General features: G+C 55.6%; 11 protein-coding genes and 1 pseudogene. 1 reads left to right on the plus strand and 11 read right to left on the minus strand.

The features are described from left to right. A pseudogene (locus MDG893_RS21365) lies at positions 1 to 343 on the plus strand (glycosyltransferase); the annotation flags it as partial. Positions 344 to 361: 18 nt separating this feature from the next. Here MDG893_RS21365 and hemE read toward each other — a convergent pair. The 11 genes from hemE to MDG893_RS14780 all read right to left on the minus strand — a co-directional run bounded on the left by hemE (position 362) and on the right by MDG893_RS14780 (position 15971). Further along, on the minus strand, positions 362 to 1432 hold the full coding sequence (gene hemE / locus MDG893_RS14730) for a uroporphyrinogen decarboxylase (RefSeq protein WP_007154606.1): 1071 nt from the start codon (positions 1430 to 1432) through the stop codon (positions 362 to 364). Positions 1433 to 1554: 122 nt separating this feature from the next. Further along, positions 1555 to 2973, minus strand: a complete 1419-nt coding sequence (locus MDG893_RS14735) for a glutamate synthase subunit beta (RefSeq protein ID WP_007154607.1) — start codon at positions 2971 to 2973, stop codon at positions 1555 to 1557. Positions 2974 to 3050: 77 nt separating this feature from the next. Continuing rightward, positions 3051 to 7499 carry a glutamate synthase large subunit gene (gene gltB / locus MDG893_RS14740; protein ID WP_007154608.1) on the minus strand — a complete coding sequence of 1483 codons (4449 nt, stop codon included), beginning with the start codon at positions 7497 to 7499 and terminating at the stop codon, positions 3051 to 3053. A gap of 255 nt (positions 7500 to 7754) precedes the next feature. After that, entirely contained in the window at positions 7755 to 9218 is a 1464-nt protein-coding gene (locus MDG893_RS14745) for an AAA family ATPase (RefSeq protein WP_040474650.1), read from the minus strand. Positions 9219 to 9247: 29 nt separating this feature from the next. After that, positions 9248 to 10342 (minus strand): 3-dehydroquinate synthase, encoded by a 1095-nt coding sequence (gene aroB, locus MDG893_RS14750; protein ID WP_007154610.1) that lies wholly within the window; start codon positions 10340 to 10342, stop codon positions 9248 to 9250. Continuing rightward, the gene (gene aroK, locus MDG893_RS14755; RefSeq protein WP_040474651.1) at positions 10335 to 10901 is read right to left on the minus strand and encodes a shikimate kinase AroK; all 567 of its coding nucleotides are present in this window, start codon (positions 10899 to 10901) and stop codon (positions 10335 to 10337) included. Before aroK ends, aroB begins: the two co-directional genes overlap by 8 nt. Before the next feature lie 130 nt (positions 10902 to 11031). Then, positions 11032 to 13116 (minus strand): type IV pilus secretin PilQ, encoded by a 2085-nt coding sequence (locus MDG893_RS14760; RefSeq protein ID WP_007154612.1) that lies wholly within the window; start codon positions 13114 to 13116, stop codon positions 11032 to 11034. A gap of 65 nt (positions 13117 to 13181) precedes the next feature. Further along, on the minus strand, positions 13182 to 13730 hold the full coding sequence (locus MDG893_RS14765; RefSeq protein WP_007154613.1) for a pilus assembly protein PilP: 549 nt from the start codon (positions 13728 to 13730) through the stop codon (positions 13182 to 13184). Positions 13731 to 13732: 2 nt separating this feature from the next. After that, positions 13733 to 14344: a type IV pilus inner membrane component PilO gene (locus MDG893_RS14770; protein ID WP_007154614.1), complete on the minus strand. Its 612-nt coding sequence runs from the start codon at positions 14342 to 14344 to the stop codon at positions 13733 to 13735. Continuing rightward, positions 14344 to 14907, minus strand: coding sequence for a PilN domain-containing protein (locus tag MDG893_RS14775; RefSeq protein WP_007154615.1), 564 nt, complete (start codon positions 14905 to 14907; stop codon positions 14344 to 14346). The genes MDG893_RS14770 and MDG893_RS14775 overlap by 1 nt, the downstream gene beginning before the upstream one ends. Beyond that, positions 14907 to 15971: a pilus assembly protein PilM gene (locus MDG893_RS14780; RefSeq protein WP_007154616.1), complete on the minus strand. Its 1065-nt coding sequence runs from the start codon at positions 15969 to 15971 to the stop codon at positions 14907 to 14909. Before MDG893_RS14780 ends, MDG893_RS14775 begins: the two co-directional genes overlap by 1 nt. Positions 15972 to 16096: the final 125 nt, after the last annotated feature.

Raw genomic sequence — 16096 nt, forward strand, 5'->3', positions numbered from 1 at the left:
ATCGCTGGGGCTGTTTGTGGCACGACGCTGAAGGTGCCGGCGGTATACACTACCATACCCGCCTTGAGCACTACGCCCACTTCGTGCCGCTGCCAGGCAATCTGTTCCGCAACTGATCTCCCACGAGCTGATCAAGCGCTTCGCGAACAAATGCGACGGCGTGATCGTGCCCACATACTCTACCGAGGAATACCTGCGGATGATCGGCGTGAAAAGCCCCACGTTCGTGCAGCCAACAGGCATTGAGTACCAGAGGTTCCAGGAAGTGGACGACAGCGACGTTCGCAAGTTGCGGGGCTCCCTGGGCATCGGCGATGAAACCGTCTTTGTCAGCGTCTCGCGACCCGCTACTTCCCAACCATCAGTCTTGCAGGTGATACTCCGGACTCAGCTCAGTCACCGCACGGATAAACGCCCCGGCATGCTCCGGGTCAACGTCCGGGGTGATGCCATGCCCGAGGTTGAAGATGTGGCCAGGGCCGGTGCCGTAGCGGGACAGGATATCGGCCACTTCCTGGCGAATCCGCTCAGGCGGCGCGTACAGCATGGCCGGATCCATGTTGCCCTGTAGGGCAACCTGATCGCCAATGCGAGCACGGGCTTTGCCAATGTCCGTTGTCCAGTCCAGACCGACCGCGTCAGCACCGGATTCCGCTATCGACTCCAGCCACTGGCCGCCATTCTTTGTGAACAGGATAACGGGTACGCGACGCCCGTCGTTCTCTCGAATCAGGCCGGCGACGATTTTTTTCATGTAGTTGAGGGAAAACTCCTGATACGCCCAACTACTCAGCACGCCGCCCCAGGTATCGAAGATCTGGACCGCCTGGGCGCCAGCTCGAATCTGTCCGTTCAGGTAATCAATCACCGAGTCTGCCAAATGGTCCAGCAACTGATGCATCACCTCCGGCTGGCCGTACATCAGTTTTTTGGCCTCGCGGAAGTCCTTAGAGGAACCACCTTCGATCATGTACGTGGCAAGCGTCCAGGGGCTGCCAGAGAAGCCGATTAGCGGAACGCTGCCATTGAGCGCGCCACGGATGGTGGACACTGCATTCATTACGTAATCCAGGTCTACTTCCGCATTGATCTTGGGCAACGCGGCTACGTCTGCAGCAGAACGGACAGTGTTGCGGAATTTCGGGCCTTCGCCGGTTTCGAAGTACAGACCAAGCCCCAGCGCATCAGGAATAGTGAGGATGTCCGAGAATAGAATGGCAGCGTCCAGAGGGAAACGCTCCAGTGGCTGCAACGTGACCTCACAGGCCAAAGGTGTGTTCTTGCACAGACTGAGAAAATCGCCGGCTTTCGCCCGGGTCGCGCGGTATTCTGGCAGGTATCGGCCTGCCTGACGCATCATCCATACCGGTGTGCGATCAACGGGCTGACGCATCAGCGCACGCAGGAAACGGTCGTTTTTCAGCTCGGTCATAGCATTCCCAGTCTGCTGTCTGTCAAAAGTTAGGAGGGCAATGATACCCGGTTTGTGGCAATAAAAAAGGGCGGCCCGCCATCCGCAAGCCGCCCTTCTCGTCCAGATAAAACCGGAGGCTATCAGATATCCAGGTAATCCATGATACCTTCCGCCGCCTGGCGGCCCTCCCAGATAGCCGTTACGACCAGATCCGAACCACGGACCATATCGCCACCGGCGAATATCTTGGGGTTGCTGGTCTGGAAGCCGAACTCCACTTCCTCCGGGGCGCTGACACGACCAGAGTCGTCGGTGTTTACCTTCAGCTCGTCAAACCAGTCGGCCGGGCTTGGGCGGAATCCGAAAGCCACCAGAACCGCATCGGCCGGAATCACTTCTTCACTGCCAGCGACCACTTCCGGACGACGACGGCCGTTTTCGTCAGGCTCGCCGAGGCGAGTCTGAACCACCTTGACCCCCTCAACCCGATCTTCGCCAATAATAGCGATCGGTTGACGGTTAAACATGAACTTAACGCCTTCTTCCTTGGCGTTGGACACTTCCCGACGCGAACCCGGCATGTTCTGTTCGTCACGACGGTAGGCACAGGTGACGCTCGCTGCCTGTTGACGAATCGAGGTGCGATTGCAGTCCATGGCGGTATCGCCGCCACCGAGCACAACCACTCGCTTGCCTTTCATGTCGATGAAATCGTCGGCGTCTTTCTCAAACCCAAGACGACGATTCACGTTCGAGACCAGGAATGGCAGCGCATCATGAACGCCAGGCAGATCTTCGCCCGGGAAACCGCCTTTCATGTATGTGTAGGTTCCCATGCCCATGAAGACAGCATCGTACTCTTCGAGGATATCCGCCATCATCACGTCTTTGCCTACTTCAGTGGAAAGACGGAACTCCACGCCCATTTCCTCAAAAACTTTGCGGCGGCGAGTCATCACAGACTTTTCAAGCTTGAATTCAGGGATACCGAAGGTCAGCAGGCCGCCGATTTCCGGATAGATATCGAAAACCACCGGCTTTACGCCATTGCGCACCAGAACGTCGGCACAGCCAAGGCCAGCAGGGCCGGCACCAATCACCGCCACTTTTTTGTCTGTCCATTTGACGGCAGACATATCCGGCTTCCAGCCCAGAGCAAAGGCTGTATCGGTAATGTATTTTTCCACCGACCCGATGGTTACTGCGCCATAGCCATCGTTCAGGGTACAGGCCCCTTCACAAAGACGATCCTGGGGGCAAACGCGGCCACAGACTTCCGGCAGAGAGTTGGTCTGGTGACAGAGCTCCACTGCCCTCATGATGTTGCCTTCCGACACCAGCTTCAGCCAGTTCGGGATGTAGTTGTGTACCGGGCACTTCCACTCACAATACGGATTGCCGCATTCAAGGCAACGGTGCGATTGCGACGCGGCATTATCCTGAGTGAATGGATGGTAAATTTCACCAAACTCTTTTTTGCGCTTCTTTGCCGGTACTTTTTTCGGGTCGACACGCCCTACTTCGACAAACTGGAAGTCGTTACTCAGTCGTTCTTTCATTGTGACGCTCTCATCAGACTCAATTTCGACGTGGGCATTACCTCTCCAGCAATGCCCTCTACCTGTTTCAACCGCCTTTACTCGGGACGTGCCCGGGTGCTGGCCAGCAGGCTGCGAAGGTTCGCCGCCTTGGGTTTGACCAGCCAGAAGCGGCCAATGTAGTCATCGAAATTGTCAAGAATATGCTCTGCCCACTCGCTTGCGGTTTCAGAAATATGCTCGCGGACCACACCGCGCAGGTGATTACGGTAGGACTCCATTTCCTCGCTGGATATCCGCTGAATCTCCACCAGCTCATGGTTGTACTTGTCCACGAAGGTGTTGTTCAAGTCCAGCACGTAGGCAAAACCACCCGTCATGCCGGCACCGAAGTTGTGGCCAGTGCTGCCAAGAACCGTGATCAGGCCGCCTGTCATGTATTCGCAGCAGTGATCGCCCACACCTTCTATCACCGCATGGGCGCCGGAGTTACGAACACCGAAGCGCTCGCCGGCGGTGCCAGCGGCAAACAGCTTGCCACCGGTTGCGCCGTAAAGGCAGGTGTTGCCTACAATCGAGGTATCCTGGGTTTTGAAGCCACTACCGGATGGCGGCCGAATTACCAGTTTGCCACCAGTCATACCTTTGCCGACATAGTCGTTGGCATCGCCTTCCAGAAGCAGGTTAAGCCCACCCACGTTCCAGACACCGAAACTCTGGCCGGCGGTGCCAGTCAGATCCAGGGTGATGGGCGCCGAGACCATGCCCTGGTTGCCGTGTAACTGGGCAATCTCTCCCGACAGGCGCGCACCAATCGAGCGGTCACAGTTGGTGACCCTATAGGACCAGGTACCACCAGCCTTGCTGGCTATCGCCTCTGCAGTGTCTTTCACCATTTGCTCAGCAAGCTTGCCTTCGTCAAACGGATGATTGCGCTCCACCTGGCATGTGTTGGGCTTATCCGCCGGAATGTGGTCGTTCGACAACAGACGCGTCAGATCCAGCTTCTTCTGGCGTGGGGTGTCGCCTGGCAGGCGCTCCAACAGATCAACACGCCCTACCAGCTCCTCAAGGTTGCGAACGCCCAGCTTGGCCATCCACTCCCGGGTCTCGGTCGCCACGAACCGGAAGAAGTTCATGGCCATCTCAACGGTACCCTTGAAGTGCTCTTCCCGCAGGTGCTCGTTCTGGGTCGCAACCCCGGTGGCACAGTTGTTCAGGTGACAGATACGCAGATACTTACAACCCAGAGCCACCATTGGTGTGGTGCCAAAGCCGAAGCTTTCTGCGCCCAGGATGGCACCCTTGACCACGTCCAGACCGGTCTTGATACCGCCATCGGTCTGCAAGCGGATCTTGCCCCGCAGGTCGTTGGCACGCAGCGCTTGCTGGGTTTCACTCAGACCCAGCTCCCAGGGCGAGCCCGCGTAACGGATGGACGTCAAAGGGCTGGCTGCTGTACCACCGTCATAGCCCGAGACGGTGATAAGGTCCGCGTAGGCTTTGGCCACGCCAGCAGCGATGGTACCGACACCAGGCTCCGACACCAGTTTTACCGACACCAGTGCACTCGGATTGACTTGCTTCAGATCGAAGATCAACTGCGCGAGATCCTCAATCGAATAAATATCGTGGTGCGGTGGCGGCGAGATTAGCGTCACGCCAGGCACCGAATAACGCAGGCGGGCAATCAGGTCATTGACCTTGCCACCGGGTAGCTGACCGCCCTCACCGGGCTTGGCACCCTGGGCCACCTTGATCTGCATGACGTCGGCGCTGCGCAGGTATTCTGCGGTGACGCCGAAGCGGCCAGATGCCACCTGCTTGATCTTGGAACGTTTCTCCGTGCCATAACGGGCCGGATCTTCCCCGCCTTCACCGGAGTTGGAGCGACCACCCAAGGTATTCATTGCCACTGCGAGAGCTTCGTGAGCCTCCGGAGACAACGCACCCAGGGACATTGCCGCCGAGTCGAAGCGCGGGAAGATATTCTCCACCGGCTCCACCTCCGACAGATCAACCGCCTCGATGTCCTTGCGAAGCCCCAGAAGATCCCTGAGCGTGGACACCGGGCGCTCGTTCACCAGCCCGGCGTACTCCATGTACTGCCCGTAATCACCGCTGGTCACGGCTTCCTGGAGCTTACCCACCACATCTGGATTGAAAGCGTGGTACTCCTGGCCGTGGACATACTTCAACAGGCCGCCCTGGGAGATAGGCTTGCGATGTTTCCAGGCCACGGCCGCCAGTTGTTCCTGATCCTGCTGGAAATCAAAGAAACCGGCGCCCTGGATACGGCTGGGAACACCTTTGAAACACAGGTCCACTACGTCGTCCGCCAGGCCAATCGCCTCAAACAGCTGCGCCCCCCGGTAGGAGGTGATGGTAGAGATCCCCATCTTGGACAGAATCTTCAGCAGGCCCTTGTTGACGCCCTTGCGATAGTTGTTCTTCGCATCAATGGGGTCCATCATCAATTCGCCGGTGCGAATCAGGTCGTTAAGCACCTGGTACGCCAGATACGGATAGACCGCGGTAGCGCCAAAGCCAAACAGCACAGCAAACTGGTGCGGATCGCGGGCCCAACCGGTTTCAACCAGGATGTTGGAGTCACACCGAAGGCCTTTCTTGACCAAGTGATGGTGAACGGCGCCGGTTGCCATCATAGCGTTGACCGGCAGCTCCCCCTCTTTCAGGTCCTTGTCGGTCAGGATCAGGATGACCTTGCCACTGCGAACTGCCTGCTCAGCCTCGTCGCACACTTTACGCACGGCCTGCTCAAGCCCCATTTCAGGGCTGTAGCTCATGTTGATTCGAGCGACTTCGAATCCGGGCCGATCGTTGTTAGCAATCTTCAGGTACTTAGCCGGCGACAGTACCGGTGTTGTCAGAATGATTCGGTTGGCGTGCTCCGGTGTTTCCTCGAACACGTTACGTTCCGCACCAATGCACGTCTCCAGGGACATCACGATGGACTCCCTGAGCGGATCTATGGCCGGGTTGGTCACCTGAGCAAATTTCTGACGGAAGTAGTCAGCCACGTGCCGGACACGGCTCGACAACACTGCCATGGGCGTGTCGTCCCCCATGGACCCCACTGCCTCCTGGCCGTTTTCCGCCAGCGGGCGCAGTACCTGATCGCGCTCCTCATAAGACACCATGAACATCTTCTGGTGAATATGGAGTTCGTCTGACTGCATCAGCTTGAAGTCAGGCGTGTCCTGATTCAGCGTGGTCTCCACCCGTAGGGAATTCTCCCGCAGCCAGCGCTTGTAGGGTTGCGCCGACTTCAGGCGATCATCCACATCTTTCGTATGCAGGACTTCGCCGGACTCGGTATCAATAGCAAGCATTTGCCCCGGACCGACACGTCCCTTGGCCACCACATCTTCGGGCTTATAACCATAGGTGCCGATCTCGGACGCCAGGGTGATGAAGTCGTCTTTGGTGATTACCCAGCGAGCCGGGCGCAGGCCGTTCCGGTCCAGCATACAGACGGCATAACGACCGTCGGAGAGAACCAGACCAGCGGGGCCATCCCAGGGCTCCATGTGCATGGAGTTGTACTCATAGAATGCCCGCAACTCGGAATCCATGGTATCCACGTTCTGCCAGGCAGGCGGAATCATCATTCTCACGGCGCGGAACAGGTCGACACCACCGGCCAGAAGTACTTCCAGCATATTGTCCATGCTGGATGAATCTGAGCCCGTCAGGTTAACCAGCGGCTGCAGCGTCTGTAGGTCCGGTAGTTCCGGTGCGCTGAATTTTGCGGCACGGGCAATCGCCCAGTTACGGTTACCGTCAACGGTGTTGATTTCCCCATTGTGGGCGAGATAGCGGAAAGGCTGCGCCAGCGGCCAACGCGGCATGGTATTGGTAGAAAAGCGCTGGTGAAAGACACAGATAGCGGTTTGCAGGTCCGGATCACCCAGATCCTTGTAGAAGTTCGCCAGATCCGCCGGCATCATCAGTCCTTTGTAGGCCAAGGTGCGATGAGACAGGCTACAGATATAGAATTCGGAGTCATCGGCCATGTCCCGCTCAGCGTGGCGGCGGCCGACAAACAACGCGATGGCGAATTCCTGCTCGGTTTTACCGGCGGGAACCACAAACACCTGCTCAATCCAGGGCAAACAGTCGAGCGCCATCGGCCCAAGGCAGCTGTCGTCGGTTGGAACCTTACGCCAACCCATGATTTCCAGACCCTGCTCTGTCAGGCGATTTTCAACAGCAGCACGGCCCGCAGAAGCCTTGTTCTCATCCGGGTTAAGGAATACCTGGCCCACAGCGAACAGCTCTTCGGGCTCCTTGCCAAATTCTGCTTTGGCGGCCTTGCGCAAAAAGGCATCCGGGCTCTGGATCAGGAGGCCACAACCATCGCCGGTCTTTCCGTCTGCAGCGATACCACCACGGTGGGTCATGCAGGTCAGTGACTCGATGGCAGTTTGCAACAACTTGTGGCTGGCCTCGCCCTTCATATGGGCGATCAGACCGAAGCCACAGTTGTCCCTGAATTCGTCGGGATGATACAAACCTGTCATCATAAGCGTTCTCTCGCGTAGAAATGCTTTTCAATCAAAGGGTTATTGGCAATCAGACAATAAACTCACCCTTCGACACTGAAAATGGGGGCTGACTATTTTACACGCGTAGAAATACGTACTCAAACCAAAGCGTTTTTATTTTAAGAGGCAAGTACGTTCAATACGAGCGCTGCGCCAGACAGCACAAATCATGAAATAGGAGCTTAGGTTGTTGTTTTTATAGAATAAAACAAGAATACAGGCAGGCGAAGAAAGTCAGAAATCGCGTGATCGCCTGATCCAGGGAGACTGGTCCCGCAGGGCCTGGGGAAGGCGCTCAACCGCTTTTCGGGCCTCATCGCGCGAGGAAAACTCGCCGTAGAAGCCAACAAACCAGTCCTGCCCCTGCCTTTGAGTATAAGTGTAGAGTATACCGGAAATGGACCGATGCCGATCCATCAAATTCAGCACCGTTTGTTCCTGATTCCCGGCAATTAACTGAACTGTCCAGCCTTCACGCTGCCGTACGCTCTCAAGATTCATAAATGCAGATGGACGGGAGGGGGCAAAGTCTGGCTCTGGCTCTGGCTCTGGCTCTGGCTCTGGCTCTGGCTCTGGCTCTGGCTCTGGCTCTGGCTCTGGCTCTGGCTCTGGCTCTGGCTCTGGCTCTGGCTCTGGCTCTGGAACAGCCTGATCAGATTCATCCACCGCTGGCAACTTTGGCTCGACGACTGGCTCCGACAATCCTGTGTCGGTCTCAATCGGCTCAATATCCGCGCTGTCAGGGCCGATGGTGATGCTTTTGCGTACGGTTTTCGGCTCAGGTTCTGACTGCTCCCTTGCAACAGAGTCGTCATATTGTTGGGATACAAGCCACCAGGAACCAACAAGCATGACCAGGGCCAGCGCGGGCCAACGCAGATTAATCGGCACCGAAAAGGTCCGTTTGGCAGCATTTCCTGTCGATGCCATATCCAACCATACGGCAGGTGTAACACGCTTGAGACGGGAAAAACTCCCCTGACTCAAATTATGCAATTGTGACAACCTCGCTGGCGACAACAACTCCTTGGACTTGCCTCCAGCGCGGTGAATTCGGGGCTCGAGATAAGCGGCGACTTCTTCTTTTGTCAGCGGACGCAGATGAATCTGATGCACACCTGCACCATCCCCTGACAACCCGAGCATCTCGATCAATCGCCCGCTGCCACTGAACACAGGAACCGCCGCCGCAGATCGGTCCGCGGCCTCAAAGGCAGAAAACAACAGTCTCAGCAGCTCGGCTGGGGCACGATCCGCATCATCGATCAGCAGAACCATCCTCTGACCCTTCCGGGCCCTGATTTCAGACCATCGGAAAAAGCCGTAAATAGCGTCACGCGCACCTTCGCCAGGGTTCAACCCCTTGTGCGCAATACCGAGCAGCGCCCGTGACAGCGCCTGCGTACTCGTCAATGCCGCAGCCGATACCCGATGAAAATCGAGACGGGAAGACTCACTTTTCACCAGCTCGGCAAGCAACCGACTTTTGCCCGCCCCCACATCACCAGTGAGAAGCAAAGCGAGGTCACCAAAGCCACAGAGATGGCGAAGCGTTTCCAAGGCATGGTGGCGAGAGGCATCCGGAAAGAAGGGCGTTTCCATATCCAACGGATCGGCCCTTAACCCATAACGCTCCTGGAGTCGTGGAAACAAACCACCACCGTCATGACTATTGAGCCCTTCGTTGTTCACCGTCATTCCCTGCTTTATCCCAGATCAATACCTGTTCAGACTTCGCTGCAAAAGACCCGAAGCGTGGCATCCAGTTCTCGCATATCCACCGCATCCGTCACCACAGCATCCCCGAGCCTGCGTAGGAGAACCAGACGTAGCGAGCCATCCACATTCTTCTTGTCGACCGCCATCAATCGCAAAAAATCGTCGGGGGACATACCCACCGGTGCCAGTCCCGGAAGCTTGGCCCGCTCGATAATGCATACCACCCTGGCACGGTCTTCTTCCGTTATCATGCCCTGGCGCAAGGACAGATCCGCAGCCATCATCATGCCGGTACCAACAGCCTCGCCGTGCAGCCAATTGCCGTATCCAGCAAACGTCTCGATGGCATGACCAAACGTGTGCCCCAGGTTGAGTATCGCTCGCAACCCGCCTTCCCTTTCATCCTTCGCAACAACGTCCGCCTTACAGGCGCATGAGCGATAGATCGCTTCCACCAGGGCTGCTGTTTCGAGATCAATGAGCGACGTAATTTCCTGCTCCAGCCAAGCGAGAAAATCGGTGTCCCGAATCAGGCCGTATTTGATGATTTCAGCCAGGCCTGCGGACACTTCCCGCGGAGAAAGGCTTCTCAGGCTGTCGGTATCGATCAGTACGACTTCCGGTTGATGGAAGGCACCGATCATATTCTTGCCCAACGGGTGATTGATGCCGGTTTTTCCGCCGACTGAGGAGTCCACCTGCGACAACAATGTCGTCGGGATCTGGATAAAAGAGACACCGCGCTGGTAGGAAGCGGCTGCAAACCCGGTCATATCTCCGATCACGCCACCTCCTAATGCAACAAGCGTGGTTTTGCGGGAATGACGCTTCTCCAGTAAACCGTCGAAGATACGGTTCAGCGTCTGCCAATCCTTGTATTTTTCACCGTCCGGAAGCACAACCGTATCGACTTGCTTTCCGGGAAAACAGGCGCGGGCTGACTCAAGGTACAAGGGCGCAACCGTTTCGTTGGTGACGATCATGACCTGAGAGCCAGAGACAAAGGAACTCAGATCGTAGCTACCCAGCAGTCCCTGACCGATAACGATTGGGTAACTTCGATCGCCCAGCTCAACCGTCAACTCCCGCAGTGAGTCACGCATGATTTCTGCCTTCCTTACGTATTTGCCTTTTGTGACGAGGTGTCCTCGGGTTAATTCGGTTCACCAATTGCCGGACAACCAGCCTCGGGCTTTTGCGATCAGTAAACATGACCACATCGGCCAATTGCGAATAGATGGGGTCCCGCACGGCAAACAGGTTTCTAAGGACCGCCTCGGGGTCATCATTCTGCAACAGAGGACGATTGCGATCCCGTCTCGTTCTTTCAACCTGCTGTTCAATCGAGGTTTTGAGGTATACCACGACGGAGTCGCGCTTGAGATGCGCATGATTCTCGTCTTTCATCACCGCACCACCGCCGGTCGCCAGCACGGTCTGTGGGTGGGCCGACAACTCCGCCAACATGGCCGTTTCACGATGCCGAAAGCCGTCTTCCCCTTCTACGTCGAAGATCCAGGGAATATTTGCGCCGCACCGCTCTTCAATAATCCGATCGGAATCGAGAAAGCGATACCCCAGCTCCTTGGCCAGCATGCGACCAATTGTGCTTTTTCCCGCACCCATTGGGCCGACCAGGACAACTCTTTTTGGCAAGGACATAACTTACGCTCATCTACATTCCGGCGCGTGAGAATATCACAGGGTAACGTTTTCCATAAGTTTCAGGAAATGAACCAACAAAAAACCGCCGTGCGAAACACGGCGGTTTTTTTTGTTGGAGGCAACCGGATTACTGAATCAGGTCGCTCTTGATGATCTTCGGCGTGATGAAGATCAACAGTTCGCTACGTTCATCAATATGCTCAGTGCGCTTGAAGAGCCGGCCCAGGTAAGGAATATCACCCAGGAAAGGCGTCTTGGTAGTTGTGGTAGCTACTTCTGATTGGAAGATCCCCCCCAGGACCACAGTTTCGCCGTTTCCAACCAACACCTGCGTCGTTACTTCGTTGGTATTGATCGCCGGAATACCGGCGGTTACCTCACCGCGAGAATCTTGGTTGACGACGAGATCCATGATGATCTTGTCGTCAGGGGTAATCTGCGGCGTTACTTCGAGCGATAGAGCCGCTTCCTTGAACGATACCGAAGTCGCTCCACTGGAAGAGGCCTCTTGGTAAGGAATCTCCTCACCGGACTTGATCTTGGCGGTCTGGCGATCAGCTGTGACAACACGGGGCTGGGAGACAACTTCTGCCTGCCCATCGCTTTCCAGAGCGGACAGCTCCAAATCCACAAGGAAGTCGTCACTGCCCCAACCGACAGCAAAAGACGACGCCCCCTGACCAGTAACACCGAGATCAACTGCCAGAGCGCCAGGAAAAGTTATGGTGTTGTTGTTACCATTAGCCGCATCGCGAGCCTCACCAACAGCTCCCTGAGAGCCGCCGACAGAGATTACACTGCCATCGCCCCTGACATCATAGGCGGCACCACCCCAGCGAACCCCCAGGTTTTCGGCAACATTGGTCTGAGCCCTTACAATTCGGGCTTCAATGGAAACCTGACGAACCGGCACATCCCAGGTCGAAACCAGGCGGCGAATCTCGTCAAGCTTTTCCGAGGTTTCACGAACACTAATGGTGTTGGTGCGCGCATCCGAAGACACAAATCCCCGGGAGGAAATCAGTTCTTCATCCGCCTGAATCAACGCAACAACATCCGCAGCCTTAGCGTAGTTTACCTGAATGATATCCAGACGAACCGGTGCAAGCTCAGCGATTTGCTTGGACGTCTCCAGCTCAAGCTTTTCACGGGCGGCAATTTCATCAGCCGGAGCAACCAGCAGTACGTTACCTATCTGGCGTTTGTCCAACCCCTTGGTCTTCAAAATCAGGTCCAGAGCCTGATCCCAAGGCACGTTCTGCAAACGCAGCGTTATACTGCCACTGACAGTGTCACTGGCAACAAGATTCAGACCAGTAAAGTCTGCAATCAACTGCAATACCGAACGAACTTCAATATCCTGGAAGTTGAGAGAGAGTTTGTCACCGGTGTACGGAAACTTCTCCTCTCGACGAGACTCGGCTTCTTCTTCTGTCAGCTTTTCCACGCTGACGGTAAACTGGGAACCGGACTGGTAGGCAATGTAGTCGTAATTACCTTCCGGACGGATTTCCACAACCGCACTACCATCTTCCGTGTAGGTGTCAATGCGGGTTACCGGTGTCGCAAAATCGGTAACGTCGAGGCGGCGGCGAAGGTTGTCAGGCACACTGGTACCATCCATCGTCAAGCGAATCTTGCCCCCGAGTTCTGACAAATCCACGGACGCATTGGCACTACCCAGATCCACAATCACACGCCCTTCGCCATTCTGCCCTCGCCTGAAATCAACCCCTGCCAGATCGTTGCCAGCCGATGAGACCGACTGTCCGCCCGAAGCAGTTGTGGTTGGCGTAGAGGAAGAAGTCGAATTCGAGGCTGCGACGCCACTGCCCTGACTACCGATTGTGACGACCAGGCTGTTCTGGGTGCGCACCGTCTCATAGGGGGCCAGCTCTGCCAGATTGAAGATCAGGCGAGTGCGATCCTTGGTTTCGACAACCGTCATGCTCTGGGCGTTACCGCCCCCGAGCGAGATATTGCGACTGTCGAGGCCGCTGGTCGTGTCCCGGAGGTCCACTGCGATCCTGGCAGGTCGCTCAATGGTGTACCCGGTCGGCTCCGGCGGCTGGCCATCAAACGCCAGCGTCACCTCCACCCGATCCCCGGACAGCGACGAAAACGACACGTCTTCCAGCGTGACCGCATTGGCCAGGCCGGATAACAACCCAAAAGCAATCACGCTGACGTATACATTGAGTTTTCTGAACATCGCTAGCCTCGACCCCAAACTTTTTTGTTCATGCATGTTTCTTTCAGTAATCATAATGCCGCTCCTTAGCCCTCATTCTCATCCAGCGACAGCGAGCGTGGACGCTCGACCCATCCGCCCCGGCCATTGGGAACGATTTCAATTAGCTCGATCCGGGTTTCATTGACACCAATAATCCGGCCATAGTTCTGCCCCATATAGTTTCCGGTGCGTACCCTGTGTATGCCGCCGGTGTTATCCCTGATCAGTGCAAACAGATTCCCAGAGGTATCACTCAAGGTACCAACCATAGCCAGCCCTTTCAGATCGAAGTTCTCAAGAACCTCTCGCGGTCGGTCGAGATTCGGCTCGATATCGCTTTCTGGCTCCTGATCAACCATGGTGAGCTGCACATCAATAGGCGGTTCGAAAGGCGCTCTACGATCTGCCGCCGAATAACTGAAAGCCTCGTAAGCTTTGAACTCCGGCAAGGGTTCAACATGCCCCCGGGGCTTGGCCCGGGTATCTGCCATAAACTTATCAAGATCGGAAAAACCACTTCCCTGAGAACACGCCGTCAGGAAAGATACCAGACAAATACCCATCCAGGCTTTTGCCGCATGCTGTCGCTCCATGCTCATTCTCCAGCCCGGTAGCGGTAGGTACGTGCAAGAACCTGCATATTCAGCTGCTCTCCATCACCGCCTGTTGGTGTTATCGTTAGGTCATGCAACGTCACAATCCGCGGCAAGCTCGCCACACTGCTTACAAACGTTGCCAATTCATGGTAAGAACCCGAGACCCGGATGTTGATCGGAAGCTCCGCGTAGAAGTCACGCCGCTGCTCACCCTGCAACTTGACTTCCTGGAGCGAGAGGCCACTACCCAACGCCGTATTGGTAATATCCTCCAGTAGACCAGGCACTTCGGTTTCACTAGGAAGCTGACGCACTAGTGCACCGAAGGTTTCTTCCATTTCCTCCATTTGCGCCTTGAAGACTTCAAGATTAGCCACTTGGTAAGCCTTGTCTTCGTAACGCTTTCGAAGCTCCTGCTCCGTCTTTTCTACCCGGTCAAGCTGAGCATACTGGTCCTTGACAAAGAACCAGTAACCGCCACCCAGTATCAGGCCAAAAATAATAAGCGCTACGATTGCCTTAATCGGTGCCGGCCAAATACCGGCATTATTGACATCCAAGTCATTGATATCAAATTCATTGAGGTTTTTGAGTGAGTCCGCGAGGCTCATTATTTGTCCTCCCCTTCGGGCTCTGGTGTTTGTTGCTGCACCGAGAGATTGAACTGGCTGTAGCCAGCACGACGGTTATCGGCCGCAGACACGTTTGACAGGTTGGGATTAGTGAACCAGTCAGACTCTTCAAAACGCCTCATCAAGGCAGAAATTCGGCTGTTGGACTCCGACATCCCAACGACATCGACCGTGTCTCCGGTCTTCTTGAGGCTCGTGTAAAAAAGTCCATCAGGCAGCGTGCGAACCAGTTCGTCAAAAACCCGCACGATAACCGGGCGCTTGCCCTGGAGATCCTGAATAACCTGCATGCGCGATAGCAGTTCGTCCCGCTTGCGCTTCAAGTCCTCAATTTCCTTGATCTGCTTATCCAACTGCTTGGTGGCAGTCTCGATATAGGCGTTCCTGGATTCCTGGTAAGCGATTCGATTGTCCATATCGGTTTTCCAGAGGAAAACCAGGCCGCCAGCAATAATGGCCGCGCCAAGAATCATCACCACAAACTGCTTTTGTTTCTCCGCCCGGAGTTCTTCGCGCCAGGGTCTGAGGTTAATCTTTGCCATCAGTCAAAGCTCCTCATTGCCAGCCCACAGGCAATCATGAGTGAAGGCGCATCATTGCTCAGCGAAGACGCATTCACTCTTGACCCCACCGCCATGTCCGCGAACGGATTTGCAACCAGCGTGGGCGTGCCCGTTTTTTCCTCGACCATTTCTGTCAGCCCCTGAATAGATGCCGTGCCGCCAGCCAGAACTACGTAGTCAACTGCATTGTACTGGCTGGCGCCGAAGAAGAACTGCAGCGCCCTTGCAACCTGCTGAACGACCGCTTCCCGGAAAGGCGTCAGTACTTCAGAATCGTAGTCATCGGGAAGGCCACCCTGCTTCTTGGCAAGGCCGGCCTCTTCAAGGGACAGACCGTAACGACGCTGAATTTCCTCGGTGAGTTGTTTACCACCGAAAATCTGCTCGCGAGTGTAAACCGTCTTACCTTCTGCCAACACGCTCAATGTGGTCATGGTGGCGCCGATATCGACGATTGCCACAACAAGCTCCTCACCATGGGAATCAAGCTGAGGCTCGATGAGGGCGTATGCACGCTCGAGTGCGTAGGCTTCGACGTCCACAATCTTGGTGGTCAAGGACGCAATCTCGAGAGCGTCTTCCCGAATATCGACGTTTTCTTTGCGGCACGCCGCCAGAAGTACATCGACCTGATCCGGATTAGCCTCAGAGGGCCCCTGAACCTCGAAGTCGATGGCCACCTCATCCAATGGATAAGGAATATACTGGTCGGCTTCAAGCGTGATCTGGTCTTCCATCTCAAACTCGTTAAGACCACCGTCCATCTGGATCAACTTGGTAATAACGGCAGAGCCGGAGACGGCCACAGCTACTTGCTTGACGCCCGTGCGTGATTTGGATGCGACACGTTTGAGCACTTCGCCCACCGCCTCAACATCCGTGATGTTTTTCTCTACCACAGCATTGGCCGGTAGTGGCTCCACTGCGTAGCTCTCGACCTTGTAACGGTCGCCCTGCTTCGATAGTTCCAGTAGCTTGACCGAGCTGGAACTGATATCCACGCCCAGCACCGAACTGGATTTTTTTCCTAACAATCCGAACACGCGCTCACCCTATACCTGGTTACATGCACCGGGTTATGAAAACTCCCGACGGAGTTCTTTCATATGTGTTTTTTATTTAAGAGAATTTCTTTAGTTTTCCGTCTACAATGCTCGTTCTTCTTTAA

Origin of the sequence: Marinobacter algicola DG893 (assembly GCF_000170835.1) — a bacterium.
GTDB classification, from domain to species: Bacteria; Pseudomonadota; Gammaproteobacteria; order Pseudomonadales; family Oleiphilaceae; genus Marinobacter; species Marinobacter algicola.

Coding starts and splice junctions, on each gene's coding strand:
- MDG893_RS14770 (WP_007154614.1), bottom strand. CDS start 14,344: ATGAGCCTCGCGGACTCACTCAAAAACCTCAATGAATTTGATATCAAT.
- hemE (WP_007154606.1), bottom strand. CDS start 1,432: ATGACCGAGCTGAAAAACGACCGTTTCCTGCGTGCGCTGATGCGTCAG.
- gltB (WP_007154608.1), bottom strand. CDS start 7,499: ATGATGACAGGTTTGTATCATCCCGACGAATTCAGGGACAACTGTGGC.
- MDG893_RS14745 (WP_040474650.1), bottom strand. CDS start 9,218: ATGACGGTGAACAACGAAGGGCTCAATAGTCATGACGGTGGTGGTTTG.
- MDG893_RS14775 (WP_007154615.1), bottom strand. CDS start 14,907: ATGGCAAAGATTAACCTCAGACCCTGGCGCGAAGAACTCCGGGCGGAG.
- MDG893_RS14765 (WP_007154613.1), bottom strand. CDS start 13,730: ATGGAGCGACAGCATGCGGCAAAAGCCTGGATGGGTATTTGTCTGGTA.
- aroK (WP_040474651.1), bottom strand. CDS start 10,901: ATGTCCTTGCCAAAAAGAGTTGTCCTGGTCGGCCCAATGGGTGCGGGA.
- MDG893_RS14760 (WP_007154612.1), bottom strand. CDS start 13,116: ATGTTCAGAAAACTCAATGTATACGTCAGCGTGATTGCTTTTGGGTTG.
- aroB (WP_007154610.1), bottom strand. CDS start 10,342: ATGCGTGACTCACTGCGGGAGTTGACGGTTGAGCTGGGCGATCGAAGT.
- MDG893_RS14735 (WP_007154607.1), bottom strand. CDS start 2,973: ATGAAAGAACGACTGAGTAACGACTTCCAGTTTGTCGAAGTAGGGCGT.